At 71.1% G+C, this 15408-nt stretch carries 14 protein-coding genes; 5 read left to right on the top strand and 9 right to left on the bottom strand.

Annotated features, from left to right (window positions below):
* Window positions 1-80: 80 nt before the first annotated feature.
* The 4 genes from ACFWRT_RS25120 to ACFWRT_RS25105 form a co-directional block, all read right to left on the bottom strand.
* Complete coding sequence (locus tag ACFWRT_RS25120) at window positions 81-986, bottom strand: SRPBCC domain-containing protein (RefSeq protein ID WP_380949758.1); 906 nt, start codon at window positions 984-986, stop codon at window positions 81-83.
* Window positions 987-1122: 136 nt separating this feature from the next.
* Window positions 1123-2769: a polyamine aminopropyltransferase gene (locus ACFWRT_RS25115; RefSeq protein ID WP_380949757.1), complete on the bottom strand. Its 1647-nt coding sequence runs from the start codon at window positions 2767-2769 to the stop codon at window positions 1123-1125.
* 112 nt (window positions 2770-2881) lie between these two features.
* Window positions 2882-3403 (bottom strand): DUF2617 family protein, encoded by a 522-nt coding sequence (locus tag ACFWRT_RS25110; protein WP_018514119.1) that lies wholly within the window; start codon window positions 3401-3403, stop codon window positions 2882-2884.
* Window positions 3404-3799: 396 nt separating this feature from the next.
* Window positions 3800-4069, bottom strand: a complete 270-nt coding sequence (locus ACFWRT_RS25105; RefSeq protein ID WP_380949756.1) for a hypothetical protein — start codon at window positions 4067-4069, stop codon at window positions 3800-3802.
* 188 nt (window positions 4070-4257) lie between these two features.
* On the opposite strand from ACFWRT_RS25105, the gene ACFWRT_RS25100 reads away from it, so the two are divergent.
* The gene (locus tag ACFWRT_RS25100; protein ID WP_380949755.1) at window positions 4258-5424 is read left to right on the top strand and encodes a pyridoxal phosphate-dependent aminotransferase; all 1167 of its coding nucleotides are present in this window, start codon (window positions 4258-4260) and stop codon (window positions 5422-5424) included.
* A gap of 84 nt (window positions 5425-5508) precedes the next feature.
* Here the strand turns inward: ACFWRT_RS25100 and ACFWRT_RS25095 are convergent, their stop codons facing one another.
* Window positions 5509-6045, bottom strand: coding sequence for a type III secretion system chaperone family protein (locus ACFWRT_RS25095; protein ID WP_380949754.1), 537 nt, complete (start codon window positions 6043-6045; stop codon window positions 5509-5511).
* Window positions 6046-6224: 179 nt separating this feature from the next.
* Window positions 6225-8813 carry an ATP-dependent chaperone ClpB gene (gene clpB / locus ACFWRT_RS25090; RefSeq protein WP_380949753.1) on the bottom strand — a complete coding sequence of 863 codons (2589 nt, stop codon included), beginning with the start codon at window positions 8811-8813 and terminating at the stop codon, window positions 6225-6227.
* Between the two features lie 192 nt (window positions 8814-9005).
* On the opposite strand from clpB, the gene ACFWRT_RS25085 reads away from it, so the two are divergent.
* Window positions 9006-9407, top strand: coding sequence for a pyridoxamine 5'-phosphate oxidase family protein (locus tag ACFWRT_RS25085; RefSeq protein ID WP_380949752.1), 402 nt, complete (start codon window positions 9006-9008; stop codon window positions 9405-9407).
* A gap of 152 nt (window positions 9408-9559) precedes the next feature.
* Here ACFWRT_RS25085 and ACFWRT_RS25080 read toward each other — a convergent pair whose 3' ends face one another.
* Window positions 9560-9880 (bottom strand): Rieske (2Fe-2S) protein, encoded by a 321-nt coding sequence (locus tag ACFWRT_RS25080; RefSeq protein WP_015609572.1) that lies wholly within the window; start codon window positions 9878-9880, stop codon window positions 9560-9562.
* A 363-nt stretch (window positions 9881-10243) separates the two neighbouring features.
* Between ACFWRT_RS25080 and ACFWRT_RS25075 the strand changes: the two genes are divergently transcribed.
* The 3 genes from ACFWRT_RS25075 to ACFWRT_RS25065 all read left to right on the top strand — a co-directional run bounded on the left by ACFWRT_RS25075 (window position 10244) and on the right by ACFWRT_RS25065 (window position 13534).
* On the top strand, window positions 10244-11248 hold the full coding sequence (locus ACFWRT_RS25075) for a helix-turn-helix transcriptional regulator (protein ID WP_380949751.1): 1005 nt from the start codon (window positions 10244-10246) through the stop codon (window positions 11246-11248).
* Between the two features lie 178 nt (window positions 11249-11426).
* On the top strand, window positions 11427-12455 hold the full coding sequence (locus tag ACFWRT_RS25070) for a helix-turn-helix transcriptional regulator (protein ID WP_380949750.1): 1029 nt from the start codon (window positions 11427-11429) through the stop codon (window positions 12453-12455).
* 92 nt (window positions 12456-12547) lie between these two features.
* A complete protein-coding gene (locus tag ACFWRT_RS25065; protein ID WP_380949749.1) occupies window positions 12548-13534 on the top strand; it encodes a LuxR C-terminal-related transcriptional regulator in 987 nt (328 codons plus the stop codon).
* 81 nt (window positions 13535-13615) lie between these two features.
* Here ACFWRT_RS25065 and ACFWRT_RS25060 read toward each other — a convergent pair whose 3' ends face one another.
* Entirely contained in the window at window positions 13616-14071 is a 456-nt protein-coding gene (locus ACFWRT_RS25060) for a heat shock protein transcriptional repressor HspR (RefSeq protein WP_030571015.1), read from the bottom strand.
* A 1-nt stretch (window position 14072) separates the two neighbouring features.
* Window positions 14073-15266, bottom strand: coding sequence for a molecular chaperone DnaJ (gene dnaJ, locus ACFWRT_RS25055; RefSeq protein WP_380949748.1), 1194 nt, complete (start codon window positions 15264-15266; stop codon window positions 14073-14075).
* Window positions 15267-15408: the final 142 nt, after the last annotated feature.

The raw sequence follows: 15408 nt of genomic DNA, 5'->3' as shown, positions 1-15408 counted from the left end.
GGGCCGGAGGAGTGTCCTCCCAGTCCGGCCGGATTCGGCCCGTCCCTACGGTTCCTCCCTACGGTTCCTCCCCACGGCTCCTACCTCCGCCGCCGCAACGCCCTGCCCAGCACCACGGCGGAGGCCAGCGCGAGGGCGGCCGCCGGGGCGACCCAGCGCAGGGTGGTGCTCGCCCCGCCCGCGTCCGGCGAGGGCACGGGGGCGTACCGGCCGCGCGGGGGCGCGTGGTCGACCTCCTCCGCGCTGCGGCCGATCATGGTGCGGCGGGCGTGCGCGGCCTCGGCGGGCGGCTCGTCCGGGACGGTGAACTCCACGCCGGCGACGGGGTCGAGGGCGGGCGGCGGGACGGGCGAGTCGAATACGGAGGCGGAATCGGCGGATTCGGCAGGCTCGGCGGGTCCACCGGGTCCACCGGGTCCACCGGGTCCGCCGGGTCCGCCGGTGGGTTCGGCCGGGGTGGCGGGGTCGGCGGGCTCGACGTCCCCCTCAAGCCCCTCGGCCGACACGTCCTCCGCACCGTCACCCGCCGCGCCGTCATCCCCCTGCGCGGCCAGCGTCTCCGTCACCAGTTGCTGGGTGAAGCGGTCCAGGAGCCGCTGGGCGGCCGCGAGCGCGGCGCCCTCCTCCAGCTCGGCCAGCCGGCCGTCGCCGCTCGCCGTACCGCTGTACGCGAGGGTCGTCCCGCCGTCCGTCTCCGTGAGGCCGATGGTCAGGGCCACCTTCACCGCCCCGACACCCCGGGCCTCCACACCCTCCCCGGTCACCGAGAAACGGTCGCCGTCGGAGCCCGGGCCGGAGAGCTTCAGCTCGCCCCGGTACGTGATGGTGTGGCCGCCGGCCCGGAACTTCAGCCGGCCCGCCAGCGGCGAGGCCGACGCGTCGGCGTCCTGCTGGATCCCCGGGACGCAGCGGGCGACCCGGGCGGGGTCGGCCAGGGTGCGCCGCAGGGCCGGGACCGGGACCGGGACGAACACCTGATGCTCCATACAACCGAGCCTAATCGCCCCCGGCCCGCACGTCAGGGCTTCCACCCGCCCGACCGGACCGCGCGACCCGTCCACCTGACCCGTCCCCCCGCCCCGCCCGCCCTGCCGGTAACGCCTTCCCCCGCACGCCTCCCCTTCACGCCTCCTCCCAGTAGCGCGGGTGGATCAGCGTGGACGGCACCTGCCCCGGCAGCCGTAGCCCGTCGGCCGCCCGGGCCCCCTCCCGTAGCTCCGCCTCCCCCAGCGAGCGCGGTACGGGCGCTCCGACGCCCAGCCCCGGCTCCCCCACCGGCCCGGCCGCCGCCAGCACGAAGCCCCAGTCCTCCGGAGGCCGCCCCCCGGCGCCGAGCCGGTCGGGGCTCGCGGTGAAGCCGGACGGATGACCGGACGGATGACCGGAGGGGCGGCCCGGGGTACGGCCTGGGATGCGGCCCGGGATGCGGTACGGGCGGGTCGCGAGGCCTCCGGCCCGCACCGAGGCCTCCACCGTCCAGAAGGTGTGGGGCCGGACCTCCGGCGGGCCCGCGTGCACCACGAGCCGCCCGCGTGGGGCCAGGGCCTCGGCGACCAGCCCGTAGAACTCGGCGGAGTACAGCTTCGTGCTGGCCGTGATCCCCGGGTCCGGCAGGTCGGAGATCACCACGTCGTAGCGCTGGTGGTCGGCCCGCAGCCAGGTGAAGGCGTCCGCGCCGACGGCGGTGAGGCGCGGGTCGCGGTAGGCGTGGCCGTTGAGCTCGGAGAGGGCGGGGTCGGTGCGGGCCAGTCGGGTGACGGCGGGGTCGATCTCGACGAGGGTGACCGAGCGGACGTCCCCGTAGCGGAGGACCTCGCGGGCGGCGAGCCCGTCGCCGCCGCCCAGGATGAGGACCCGGGCGCGGGGCCCGTCCATCGCCGGGTGGACCAGCGCCTCGTGGTAGCGGTGCTCGTCGCGGGCGCTGACCCGGAGCCGGCCGTCCAGGTAGAGGCCGAGGGAGTCGCGGTCGGTGCCCGTCAGGACGACCTCCTGCACCCCGGTCCGCACCGCGACCCGCACCTGGTCCCCGTAGACCGCCCGCCGCGCAGCCTGCTCGAAGTCGTCGACCAGGACCGTGGCGGTGGCGAGGACGGCGATCACCGAGACGTTGACCACGACGAGGAGCCGGCGGGAGCCGGGGGTGAGGTCGCGCCGGAACACCCACAGGACCAGCGCCCCGCCGGCGGCCGCGTTCACCGCACCCGTCAGGAGCGCTCCGGTGAGCTGCCCCAGCATCGGCAGCAGCAGGAAGGGAAAGGCCAGCCCGCCGACGAGCGCGCCCACGTAGTCGGCGGCGAAGAGGTCGGCCACCGCCCCGCCCGCGTCCTGCCGGTCGACGCGCTGGATCAGCGTCATCAGCAGCGGGATCTCCGCCCCGATCAGCACCCCGATCGCCAGCGAGAACCCGACCAGGGCGTACTGCGACTCACCGAGCCAGGCGAACGACGCGTACAGCACGAGCGCCGAGGAGCCGCCGATGAGCGCGAGGGCCGCCTCGATCAGCCCGAACCCGACGGCGGCGTGGCAGCGTAAACGTTTCGCGAGGAGCGAGCCGATGCCCATCGCGAAGACCATCACGGACAGCACGACGGAGGCCTGGGTGACCGAGTCACCGATCAAGTAGGAGGCGAGCGCGACCAGTTCCAGCTCGTAGACGAGGCCGCAGGCCGCGCAGACGAAGACGGCGGCCAGCACGAGGAAACGGCCGGTCCTCGGCCGTACGGGAAGCCGCGCCGCGCCCCCTCGCAGCAACACCTGCTGGTCGATCATGCTGCGAACGCTACGTCACTGTCCGATCGCAGCTTGTCACCCACAAGGGTGCAAGTGGTGCGGCCGGGGGCACCCACCCCCGGCCGCACCCCCCGCCGCACGGACACGGGAATCACACCGCGGGCGCCGGAATACGCACCCCCACCCGCGTCCGGGTGACCACCAACTGCCCTTCCTGCGGGTACGCGTGCCAGGTGCGCCACCGCACCTGACCCTCGATGCGCTGGGCGAGCATCGCCGTGAAGGCGTACGGGCTGCCGGGGAAGGTGCCCGCCAGGCCGTGCGGGTGGTCGCTCACGAGCGCGAGCAGTTCCTGCGCCCGCCCCGCGAACTGGCCCTGCGTCAGGGTCTCGACGCGGGCGGCGAACTCGTACTCCCAGTCGCCGAGCCGCTTGGCGACGCCGAGGGGAAGGGGGGTGCTGCTGCCCGGCATACAGGCAACGGTCTCGGAGCAGACCCCGCGGTCCTCCTGGAGGAGGACCTGGTGAGAGGCGCCGAGGAGCCTCAACTGGAGTTCGGCACCGCCGAGCTGGAGGTCGAGGACGGCGAGGGCGGGAAGCGGCTCCCGGCCCAGGGTCCAGGCCAGGTCGGCGGCGCGGGTGTCGGAATAGGCCGTCTGGAGGGTGGTGAGCATGGGTCGGCTCCGCAAACACACATGGACACATGGACAGCGGGCGTCCCCTGGCATACGCGTGGGAGGAGGGGGCGCCCGATCTGGTCCAACTGGGGTCCGAGGGCTGAATATTCTCTCCAACGAGGGAATCACGAAGTACGCCGCACTCGCAGCGTTTTTACCCAACTTGACGTGGTTTCCATCCCCCCGGGGGCAGCCCGGTTCAACTGTTCAGCCACTTTCCTCTGCGTGGCTCAACGACAGGGCGCCCGAAGGGAGTTCACCTTCGGGCGCCCGGGGCCGGAGTCACTGTCGGTGACGAAGACGGAGACGGAGACGGCGGTGGTGGTGACGGAGACGGCGCCGACTACGGCGCGCGCCAAGCTCCCCGCCAAGCTCCCCGCTCAGCTGCCCCGCTCAGCTACCCCCGCCGCAGCCGCCCCCGCCGCCACCGCAGGACGATCCGCCGCCGCACGAGTGGCCGGAGGAGGAGCCGCAGGACGATCCGCCGCCGCTGTCACCACCCGCCCACCAGCCACCGCCACCCGCCGTCGCACCGCCCGCGTGGGACCGCCGCCGGGCACGCGCCGCGTGCGGCCCCTTGCTGACCCTGGTCACCCGCGCCAGGACCACCATCAGCACGAAGAGAATCCCCACACCGACCAGCACCGTGATGAAGACCGTCATGCCCCTCACCCGCCTTTCTCTCCCCCGAAGCGCGGTTCCCCCGTCGCTTCCCGGTTTCCCTTGGCTTCCCTTGCTTTCTCTTGTTCTTCCTTCGTTCCTTCGTTCCTTCGTGACAGGGGGATCCCCATGGCGCACGCGAGCCAAAGCAGACTTGAGCAACTCCAGAGCTTGGGCACAGGATGGCGCCCATGACACAGGGACGACCGTTGCTCAACCGCCGCCTCGCCGGATTCGGCACGACGATCTTCGCCGAGATGTCCGCGCTGGCCGCGCGGACCGGCTCGATCAACCTCGGCCAGGGCTTCCCCGACACCGACGGCCCGGAGGAGATCCGGGAGGCGGCGGTCCGGGCGCTGCGCTCCGGCCACGGCAACCAGTACCCGCCGGGCCCCGGCATTCCGGAGCTGCGTACCGCCGTCGCCGACCACCAGAAGCGGTTCTACGGCCTGACCTGGTCCCCCGACACCGAGGTCCTGGTCACCACCGGGGCCACCGAGGCGATCGCCGCCTCGCTGCTGGCCCTGGTGGAGCCGGGCGACGAGGTCATCGCGTTCGAGCCGTACTACGACTCGTACGCCGCGTGCATCGCCATGGCGGGCGGCGTCCGCGTCCCGCTCACGCTCCGCGCCCCCGCCTTCCGCCCGGACCTCGACGAACTGCGCTCCCTGATCACCCCGCGCACCCGCCTCCTGCTCCTCAACACCCCGCACAACCCGACCGGCACGGTCCTCACCCCCGAGGAGCTGAGCGGCATCGCGGCCCTGGCGGTCGAGCACGACCTGCTGGTGGTCACCGACGAGGTGTACGAGCACCTCGTCTTCGCCGGCTCCCACCACCCGATCGCGGCCCTGCCCGGGATGCGCGAGCGGACGGTCTCCATCTCGTCGGCCGGCAAGACGTACTCGTACACCGGCTGGAAGATCGGCTGGGTGACGGGGGACGCGCCCCTGGTGACCGCCGTGCGCTCGGCGAAGCAGTACCTGACGTTCGTGAGCGGGGGCCCGTTGCAGTACGCGATCGCGGAGGCGCTCCAGCTACCCGACACGTTCTTCACGGAGTTCCGCGAAGGGATGCGGCGCCGGCGCGATCTGCTCGCGGAGGGGCTGCGGAGCGCGGGCTTCCAGGTCTACGAGCCGGAGGGGACGTACTTCGTCACCACCGACATCTCCCCGTTCGGCGAGGAGGACGCGTACGCCTTCTGCCGGGCGCTCCCGGAGCGCTGCGGGGTGGCCGCCGTCCCGGTCTCGGTCTTCTACGACGACCCGGAGGCGGGCCGCAGCCAGGTCCGGTTCACGTTCTGCAAGCGCGAGGACGTGCTGGAGGAGGCGGTGGAGCGGCTGCGGCGGCTGGGGTAGGCGCCTTCGACGCGGCAGCGGGCCCGGGAGGCGGTCGCGGTGACCGCCCGCCCCGGGCCGCTGCCGTGGATGGACCGGAGGAGGTCAGGCGCCCTCGGTGTCCGGCTTCTCCTCGGCCGGGGCGAGGCCCAGGCGCTCCAGGAGCCACTTGTCGAACTCGATCGAGGCGCGCACCCAGCTCACCGTCGAGGAGACGAAGTGCTCCAGGCTGACGCCGGTGCCGATGAGCATCTGCGCCTCACCGATCAGCCGGACGGAGCCCGCCTCGCCCTCCTCGCCCTCGTGGGCGTGGGTGTAGACCTTGGGCCACAGGGTGCGGCGGTTCCAGTCGTCGATGGCGTCCAGGAGGACGGGACGCTGGTCGAGGTCGTGGGGGCGGTCGTAGAACGTACGGACCGAGAAGACCTGCTGCTCGTCCTCGCCCCGGAACATGAAGTACGTCCGGAACTCTTCCCACGGCGCGGCGAGGTCGCCCTCGTCGTCGACGACGTACTTGAGCTCCATCTGGTCGAGGAGCTGCTTGACGAGGTCCTGGTCAGGGACGACGGGGCCCTCCGGTCCTGCCGCCTGCGGTTCGGGCTGGCCCCCGAAATTAGGAATCGAGGACGGATCGATGCTCACCGTTATTTCCCTTCGTGCGGTTGCGGCCATCCTCTCCCATGGCGGGCGGGGCATGGCAAGCCCGCACGGCCCCTATCCGCCACAAGCTGACACGCGGCGGGTGCGGAGAGGGGCCGTGCGGGGTGGTTCACACACTCTGTGAAGACCCGTGCCCGGCTGTTACGAGGCCGGGCCGACGATCAGGCCGGGCCGACGACCAGGCCGTCCTCGGCCCGGTCCACCCGGACGGTGTCGCCGTCCCGGACCTCGCCGGAGAGGATCTCCTTGGCGAGCCGGTCGCCGATCGCCGTCTGGATGAGGCGGCGCAGGGGGCGCGCCCCGTACGCCGGGTCGTTGCCCTCCTCGGCGAGCCAGGCCAGGGCCTCGGGGGTGACGTCAAGGGTGAGCCGCCGGTCGGCGAGGCGGGCCGCGAGGCGGTCGACCTGGAGCTTCGCGATGTGCGCGAGCTCGTCACCGTCGAGCGCCGAGAAGACCACCAGGTCGTCCAGCCGGTTGATGAACTCCGGCTTGAAGGAGGCCCGCACCACGTCCAGCACCTGCTGCTTCTTGACCTCGGGCTTGACCAGGGGGTCCATCAGGAACTGGCTGCCGAGGTTGGAGGTGAGGATGAGGATGGTGTTGCGGAAGTCGACCGTGCGGCCCTGGCCGTCGGTGAGCCGGCCGTCGTCGAGGACCTGGAGCAGGATGTCGAAGACCTCGGGGTGGGCCTTCTCCACCTCGTCCAGGAGGACGACGCTGTACGGGCGGCGGCGGACGGCCTCGGTGAGCTGACCGCCCTCCTCGTAGCCGACGTAACCGGGCGGGGCACCGACCAGGCGGGCGACGCTGTGCTTCTCGCCGTACTCGCTCATGTCGATGCGGATCATGGCCCGCTCGTCGTCGAAGAGGAAGTCCGCGAGCGCCTTGGCCAGCTCGGTCTTGCCGACGCCGGTCGGGCCGAGGAAGAGGAACGACCCGGTGGGCCGGTCGGGGTCGGCGATCCCGGCGCGCGTCCGGCGTACGGCGTCGGAGACGGCCTGGACCGCCTCGCTCTGGCCGATCAGCCGCTTGCCCAGCTCGGACTCCATCCGCAGCAGCTTCTGGGTCTCGCCCTCCAGCAGCCGCCCGGCCGGGATGCCGGTCCAGGCGCCGACGACGTCCGCGATGTCGTCCGGCCCGACCTCCTCCTTGACCATGGTGTCCTTGTCCTTGGAGGCTTCCTGCTCCGCCTCGGCGGCCTCCTCCAACTCCCGCTCCAGGCCCGGGATCTCCCCGTACAGCAGCTTGGAGGCGGCGTCGAAGTCGCCGTCACGCTGCGCCCGTTCGGCCTGGCCGCGCAGCTCGTCCAGCCGCTCCTTGAGCTCACCGACCCGGTTGAGGCCCTGCTTCTCCTTCTCCCAGCGGGCGTTGAGGCCGCGCAGCTCCTCCTCCTTGTCGGCGAGGTCGCGGCGCAGCTTCTCCAGGCGCTGCTTGGAGGCGGCGTCGGACTCGTTCTTCAGGGCCAGCTCCTCCATCCGCAACCGGTCGACGGAGCGCTGGAGTTCGTCGATCTCCAGAGGCGAGGAGTCGATCTCCATACGGAGCCGGGAGGCGGCCTCGTCGACCAGGTCGATGGCCTTGTCGGGGAGGAAGCGGGAGGTGATGTAGCGGTCGGAGAGGGTGGCGGCGGCAACCAGCGCCGAGTCCGCGATCTGGACCTTGTGGTGGGCTTCGTAACGGCCCTTGAGGCCACGGAGGATGGCGATGGTGTCCTCGACGGACGGCTCGGCGACCAGCACCTGCTGGAAGCGGCGCTCCAGGGCGGGGTCCTTCTCGATGCGCTCGCGGTACTCGTCCAGCGTGGTCGCGCCGACCATGCGCAGCTCGCCGCGGGCCAGCATCGGCTTGAGCATGTTGCCCGCGTCCATGGCGGAGTCGCCGCCCGCGCCGGCGCCGACGACGGTGTGCAGCTCGTCGATGAAGGTGATGATCTGGCCGTCGCTCTCCTTGATCTCGGAGAGGACGGTCTTCAGGCGCTCCTCGAACTCGCCCCGGTACTTCGCGCCCGCGACCATCGCGCCGAGGTCCAGCGACACCAGCCGCTTGTTCTTCAGGCTCTCCGGGACGTCGCCCTTGACGATGCGCTGGGCGAGCCCCTCCACGACGGCGGTCTTGCCGACGCCGGGCTCACCGATGAGCACCGGGTTGTTCTTCGTGCGGCGCGACAGCACCTGCACGACGCGGCGGATCTCCTGGTCACGGCCGATGACCGGGTCAAGCTTGCCCTCGCGCGCGGCGGCCGTGAAGTCGGTGCCGAACTTCTCCAGGGCCTTGTACTGGCCCTCCGGGTCGGGTGTGGTCACGCGACGCCCTCCCCTGCTCGTCTCGAATGCGGCCAGCAACTTCTTGGCCGTGGCCCCTTGCCCGTCGAGGATCTCACCGGCGCGCCCGCCCTTCGCGGCGATCCCGATGAGCAGGTGCTCGGTGGAGAGGTATTCGTCGCCCAGCTCCTTCGCTCGCTGCGCCGCGTCCTGGATGACGGCCAGCAGCTCACGGTTGGGCTGCGGCGGGGCCACGGTGGAGCCGGTGACACTGGGCAGGGTTCCGAGCAGCCGCTCGGTCTCGCCGCGTACGACGGCCTGGTCGGCCTCGACGGCGGCGAGCAGGTCGGTGATGTTCTCGTTGTCCTCACCCGCCAGGAGCGCGAGCAGCAGATGCCCGGGGGTGAGGTCGGGGTGCCCGTCCTTCACGGCCCTGTCGGTGGCCGCGTTGATGGCGTCCCGGCTCTTGTTGGTCAGCTCGGCGTCCACGTGTGCTTACTCCTCCTCGCAGCTGGAACTCGTCCCTTGACGGAAACAACGTGCACAAAGTTGAGTCTATTCCACTCAAGGCAAGAGTACGGCACACGGGCCCGCGCGTCCCGTTGCCACCCGTCCCGAGTGAACCGGCCACCGGGGCCACCTGCCACCGCACCGGCACGGCCCCGCGCCTACGCTTCACCCATGGCAGACGTACGGAACCCCACCCCCGGCTACCTCGCGTTCTGGCGCGAGCGCCACGTGTGCACCCTGACGACGCTCCGCCCCGACGGCACACCGCACGTGGTGCCGGTGGGCGTGACGTACGACCCGGAGACCCGGGTGGCACGGGTGATCACCGGCAAGGGCACCCGCAAGGTCGCCAACATCCTGGCCGCCGGCCCGGAGGGGGCACGGGTCGCCGTCTGCCAGATGCACAAGGCCCGCTGGGCGACGCTGGAGGGCGTCGCGACCATCCGCAGCGAGCCGGAGGTCATCGCGGACGCGGAGAGCCGTTACGCGGAGCGCTACGAGCGCACGCCGAGGCCCAACCCGGAGCGCATCGTCATCGAGATCGCCGTCGACCGGGCGCTCGGGAACGCCTGAGACCCCCGGGCCGGATCGGAAACGCCTGAGACCCCGGCCGGCCCTGATGCTCCCGAGCCGGAACAGCACAACGGCGCCACCGTGTTCAGGTCACGGTGGCGCCGCTGTGTGGGGGAAGCGCCTGGAGCGACAGGTGACGACGGGGGAATCGCTCAGGCACTGCGGGGGGTGGCGGAAAGGGGTTCTGACGCGATCAGCTCATGGTCCCGCTGATCGAGGTTCACAAAGATCATCCCGTACCTGACGGCGCAGCGGACGGGCTGCGGCGCGCCACGGGGGCGGCGGAGACAGCGATAGGCGCGGACGTCCTCGTCCTCTTCCATCACGACGACGATCGGCTCTCCGAACAGGGTGACCATCAACGAGTCGCCACGGCGGGGGAGGGCCGTGAGCAGATCGATGAAATGCCACCCTGAGCGATAGGCGGTTGCCATCTCGCGCCGGAAGGTGCGGTCGTCCGGCGGCGTGGTCATGCTCGGTCCTTCTCGGTCGGGGCGAAGTCCCGTGCCCCGTCGACAAGGTGGGCCGCTTCCGCGTGCACCCCTGCCTGACGGGCGGGGACGGTATCCCAAACGACATCGCCTGGTTTCGGCGCCGCCTTCGACCAAGCTTCGACCGCCCGATGAGGTACATCGCCCCGGGTCAGGTCCGAGGCACCGAACACCCCGAACGCGAGCCCGGCGGAGAAGGCCACAGCAAGCACCGAGCGAAGCGATTTGTTACTCATGGTGGGCTTCGTCCTTACTTCCAAGGTTTCCTCTCCCCCGCATCACAAGACGATGGCCCATCAAGGCACGTCAAACCACAGAAACGATGCATCATGTTCCTGCTGATGCATGTTCCTGGGGGGTGGAGAATTGACCACGGATGGGAAAAAAGCGACACATCCACACTCTGTCAGCACTTTGTGCGACGAGGGGGCACGGCTCTACGCCAGCGCGCTGAGCGTGGGGAAGATAGCCCGCGCCGAAGCTGAAGCCGCTCCATGCCTGCTGGACTTCGCCCTCCTGCACGCCGACCCGGACGACCCCACCTGGCTCCGTCCCGTGCCCGCCTTCGCGGCACTCACGCAGCGACTTCACCCCATCGAGCGTGAGATCCAGGAGCGCCGGCGCCTCTCGATCGAACTCACCAAGGCCTTCGAGCCCTTCATGGCGGTCAGCGCCCAGACGCCGCCGATCACCCACGCCATCACCGTTCTCGAAGGCATCGGCCGCATCAACGCCTCCATAAAACTCGCCATGGCCGAGTGCCACTCCGAAGTCCTCACGATCCAGCCCGGCGGCGGCCGCAGCGAGGACACCCTGAACATGGCCATGGAACGCGGAAACATGCTCATGCAGCGCGGGGTGGGCATGCGCACCCTGTATCAGCACACCGCCCGTCACAGCCAAGGAACGCTCAACTACGCGGCGCGCATGGCGGAAAGCAAAATGGAGATCCGGACCCTCGAGGAACTCGTCGAGCGCCTCATGATCTTCGACCACACCGTCGCGTTCATCCCGGCCACGGACGACCGGACCGTGGCACTCGAACTGCGCCACCCGGGCATCGTGAAGTACCTCGTCAAGGTTTTCGAGCAGTTCTGGCACCGGGCGATCCCCCTGCAGGACCAGATCCCTTACGACCCCGTGCCGGAAGGCATTTCCGGAGTCCGCCATTCCATCGCCAAACTCCTGGTCGAGGGCCACGTCGACGAGGCCATCGCCCGCCGCCTCGGCATGAACGTGCGCACCTGCCGCTCCCACATCGCCAAGCTCAGCGTCGCGCTCGGCAGCAACAGCCGGGCGCAACTCGGTTATCTGATCGCGCGATCAGGAATCCTGGAATCCGATTCCTGATTGCGCGAACGATCCCCCCGTGGGGACCCGGGCGTGACTACGCAATGGGGGAGAGCACAGCCGACTCCCGGGCGGTGCCGAGAGAGTTCCCGGCTCCCCCGACAGCCCCACACTCCCCCCAGAACTACGCTGGCACCACCGTCAACTTGTTGCACTGCATAAAGCAGGGGGATCCCAAATGGGAAGCAATGAAGCCAGATCGGGACATCATCCACACGCGCAGACCGAGCTGTGCGAGCCGGCACTCCGCCTGTACGAGAAAGCCCTTCGCGCCGGACGAATAGCCCGCCCCGATCTCGCCGGCGCCCCTTGCCTGACGGAAGTGGCCCTGCTGCATCCCGACCCGTGGGACGACACCTGGATGCGGCCCGTGCCACCGTCGGCCGCTCTGGCCAACCTCCTGCAACCGGTCTCCCGGGAGATCGACGAGCGCCTGCGCCTCGCGACGGCGCTGAGCCGGTCCCTGTTCCCGCTCACCGCCGTCGCCCACGACGACCCCAACCTGGCCATCACCGTGCTGGAGGGGGTTCCGGCCATCCAGGCGTCCATCAACGAGGCCACCGCCACCGCCACGGACGAGATCCTCACGGCCCAGCCCGGCAGCGACCGCCCGGCCGGCACCCTGCGGGAGGCGCTGGCCAATGCCCGTACGGCCATCCGGCGGGGAGTCAGGATCCGGCACATCTACCAGCACCCGGCGCGCTACAGCAGCACGGTCCGGGACTACCTGTCCCAGGTCCCGGCCCAGCACCTGCAGGTACGCACGACCGAGCTGACCGTCGAACGGCTGATCATCATCGACCGGACGGTGGCCTACATCCCCGCCTCCGCCGACCGCAGCACCGCGCTGCGGATCAGCCATCCGGCCCTGGTCTCCTACCTGATCCAGGTGTACGAGGTCCTCTGGGCCCAGGCCGTACCGCTGGCCGAGAACCACCAGGCGACCGCACCAGGCGCCCCGGTCACCGCGGTCCAGCTCAGCATCGCCCGCCTCCTCTCCGAAGGCCATGTGGACGACGTGGTGGCCCGCAAGATGGGCATCAGCGTCCGCACCTGCCGCTCCCACATCGCCAGACTCATGCAGACCTTGGGCGCCACCAGCCGCACCCATCTCGGCGCGTTGCTCGTCGAGTCGGGCATCGTCGAAGCGACGGGCGCCGAGCGGCCGTCACCTCCGGATCCGACGCGCCCGGAGGACAGCGACTAGCTCCGCCCCGAAGGTCGAGGACGAGGGGCGAGGGCCCTGAAACAGCGAGGGCCGAGAGCTCTGAAACAGTCGACAGCCAGGAGGAGAGAGACATGTGCGCGACGGGGGAGAACGCGGACGCACCGGGAACCGTCCACGGCCTCTGCGAGCCCGCCATGAGCCTCTACGCGACAGCTCTGCGCGAAGGCCGCCTGCCCCGGGTGGAGCTCGCCGAAGCGCCCTGCCTCCTCCAGCGCGGCCTGGTCCACCCGGACCCGGACGACGAGCGGTGGGTACGCCCCGTACCGGCGTCGGCCGCGCTCACACGCCTGCTCAGGCCGTTCGCGCAGGACGTCTTCGAACGCCTCGACACCACGGCCGCGCTCGTCGACGCCCTCATGCCGCTGACCGCGATCGCCGACCGGGAATCGCAACCCGCGATCACCGTCATCGAGGGTCGGGAGCGCGTCATCGCGGCCCTGAGCGACGCCTCCCGGTCCGCCCGGGACGAGGTCCTCACCGCACAGCCGGGCGGCAACCGTCTCGTCCACAACATGCGGCAGGGCCTCACGAACGCCCGGGCCGTCATCGCGGCCGGCGGCCGGATGCGCCACCTCTACCAGCACCCGGTGCGCTACAGCGTGCGCTTCGCGGAGTACCTGGACCAACTGCCGCCGGGTCACCTGGAAGTACGCACCATGGAACAGGCGATCGACCGCCTGATCGTCTTCGACCGCGAGGTCGCCTACATCCCCGCCGCCCCCGGCGACGACACCGCCCTGGAGATCCGGCACCCCGCCCTCGTCCGCTACCTGGTCCACGTCTACGAGGTCCTCTGGGCCCGGGCCACCCCGTACGACGAAACCCTCCCGACCACGACCCCCGACACCCCCCTCACCGCCGTCCAGCTCAGCATCGCCCGCCTCCTCACCGAAGGCCACGTCGACGAGGTCGTCGCCCGCAAGATGGGCATCAGCGTCCGCACCTGCCGCTCCCACATCGCCAGACTCATGCACACCCTCGGCGCCACCAGCCGCACCCACCTCGGCGCCCTCCTCGCCCACTCCGGCATCGCGAGAGCCGGCCACGGCTCCACCTGAAACGCATGGCGGCACCTGAAACGCACGGCGGGGCCGGAAGAGCGTCCGCTCCTCCGGCCCCGCCGCACACAGGCGTGTGCCCTACTCCGGCCCCGGCCTCTTCGGCTTCGGCCGCCAGACCACCAGCGCGCTCGTCTGCTGCACGTCCTGGTACGGCACGAGGTCGCGGCGGTACGAGGCGTGCACCTGGGCCTCGCGCTGCTGCATGGCGACCGCCGCGCCGTCCACCGCCGCCGAGAGCTCGGCGACGCGCTGCTGGAGCGCGGCCACCTGGTTCTCCAGCTCGATGATGCGCTTGATGCCCGCCAGGTTGATGCCCTCGTCCTGCGAGAGCTGCTGCACGGTGCGCAGCAGCTCGATGTCACGGGCCGAGTAACGGCGGCCGCGGCCGGCCGTACGGTCGGGGGAGACCAGGCCGAGACGGTCGTACTGGCGCAGAGTCTGCGGGTGCAGGCCCGAGAGCTGGGCCGCGATCGAGATCACGTACACCGGTGATTCATCGGTCAGCTGGTACGGATTGCGTCGACGGCCGTCCATCTCAAGCTCCCTTCGCGGCCTGGAACAGTTCCGCCCGCGGGTCCTCTTCCGCGGTCGCCTTGCGGTAGGCCTCCAGTGCGTCCCTGGCCTCCTGGCCGAGGTCCGTGGGGACCGCCACCTCCACGGTGACCAGCAGGTCGCCGCGGGTGCCGTCCTTGCGGACCGCGCCCTTGCCCCGGGCGCGCATCGTACGCCCGTTCGGGGTGCCTGCGGGCAGTTTCAGCGTGACCGGCGGTCCGCCGAGGGTGGGGACCTTCACCTCGCCGCCGAGCGTCGCCTCCGGATAGGTGACGGGCACGGTGACCGTGAGGTTGTCTCCCTTGCGGCCGAAGACCGGGTGGGCGCCGACGTGGACGACGACGTACAGATCGCCGGCCGGCCCGCCGCGCTCGCCCGGACCGCCCTTGCCGCGCAGCCGGATCCGCTGGCCGTCCGAGACACCCGCCGGGATCCTGACCTGCATCGTGCGGGCCGACTTGGCCCGGCCGCTGCCGTGGCAGACCTCGCAGGGGTCCTGGGCGATGAGGCCCCGGCCCTTGCAGTCCACGCACGGGTCGGTGAGGGAGAAGCCGCCGCCGGTGCCGCGCGAGACCTGGCCGGTGCCGACGCAGGTCGGGCAGACCCTGGGGGTGCCGTTCTTGTCGCCGGTGCCGGAACACGCCTTGCAGGGCGCCTGGCTGGACATCCGCAGCGGGACCGTGGCCCCGTCGACCGCCTCGGTGAAGCTGAGCGTCACCTCGGACTCGATGTCCTGGCCGCGCCGCGGCTGGACCCGGGTGCCGGTGGAGCCGCGGTTGAACAGCCCGCCGAAGACGTCACCGAGACCGCCTCCGCCGCCGCCGAACCCGCCGCCCGCACCGCCCTGGCCGCCGCCCGGGGCGCCGCCGCCGAAGAGGTCGCCCAGGTCGAAGTTGAAGTTGCCGCCCGCACCACCGGGGCCGGCGCGGAAGCCACCGTTGCCGAAGAGGGCGCGCGCCTCGTCGTACTCCTTGCGCCGCTTGGTGTCACCGAGGACGTCGTTCGCCTCGGAGATCTCCTTGAACCGCTCCTCCGCCTTGGCGTCACCCTTGTTGGCGTCGGGGTGGAACTCGCGGGCGAGCTTGCGGTACGCCTTCTTGATCTCGGCGTCGGTGGCGTCCTTGGGGACGCCGAGGACCTTGTAGTAGTCCTTCTCGACGAAGTCCTTCGTGCTCATCGACGTCCCTCCTTCCGGACGATCGGCGCGGGGGGCCGCCCCCGGGGGGGGGGGCCGCGCCGGGGGGGGGGGCCCCGGCAGGTTAAAAAAAACCCAGAGTAAAAATAAAAAGAGCGCAGGGCCCACGAGGGGGGGGGTGTAG

This window comes from Streptomyces cyaneofuscatus, assembly GCF_042718795.1.
In the GTDB taxonomy this organism is placed as follows: domain Bacteria; phylum Actinomycetota; class Actinomycetes; order Streptomycetales; family Streptomycetaceae; genus Streptomyces; species Streptomyces cyaneofuscatus_A.
The sequence above is the reverse complement of the archived record's forward strand: the minus strand, read 5'-3'. Positions and strand labels throughout refer to the sequence as shown.

Bases quoted from the DNA above. Each gene is read 5' to 3' on its own strand.
- ACFWRT_RS25120 (WP_380949758.1), bottom strand. From the start codon at position 986: ATGGAGCATCAGGTGTTCGTCCCGGTCCCGGTCCCGGCCCTGCGGCGC.
- ACFWRT_RS25115 (WP_380949757.1), bottom strand. From the start codon at position 2,769: ATGATCGACCAGCAGGTGTTGCTGCGAGGGGGCGCGGCGCGGCTTCCC.
- ACFWRT_RS25110 (WP_018514119.1), bottom strand. From the start codon at position 3,403: ATGCTCACCACCCTCCAGACGGCCTATTCCGACACCCGCGCCGCCGAC.
- ACFWRT_RS25105 (WP_380949756.1), bottom strand. From the start codon at position 4,069: ATGACGGTCTTCATCACGGTGCTGGTCGGTGTGGGGATTCTCTTCGTG.
- ACFWRT_RS25100 (WP_380949755.1), top strand. From the start codon at position 4,258: ATGACACAGGGACGACCGTTGCTCAACCGCCGCCTCGCCGGATTCGGC.
- ACFWRT_RS25085 (WP_380949752.1), top strand. From the start codon at position 9,006: ATGGCAGACGTACGGAACCCCACCCCCGGCTACCTCGCGTTCTGGCGC.
- ACFWRT_RS25080 (WP_015609572.1), bottom strand. From the start codon at position 9,880: ATGACCACGCCGCCGGACGACCGCACCTTCCGGCGCGAGATGGCAACC.
- ACFWRT_RS25075 (WP_380949751.1), top strand. From the start codon at position 10,244: ATGTTCCTGGGGGGTGGAGAATTGACCACGGATGGGAAAAAAGCGACA.
- ACFWRT_RS25070 (WP_380949750.1), top strand. From the start codon at position 11,427: ATGGGAAGCAATGAAGCCAGATCGGGACATCATCCACACGCGCAGACC.
- ACFWRT_RS25065 (WP_380949749.1), top strand. From the start codon at position 12,548: ATGTGCGCGACGGGGGAGAACGCGGACGCACCGGGAACCGTCCACGGC.
- ACFWRT_RS25060 (WP_030571015.1), bottom strand. From the start codon at position 14,071: ATGGACGGCCGTCGACGCAATCCGTACCAGCTGACCGATGAATCACCG.
- dnaJ (WP_380949748.1), bottom strand. From the start codon at position 15,266: ATGAGCACGAAGGACTTCGTCGAGAAGGACTACTACAAGGTCCTCGGC.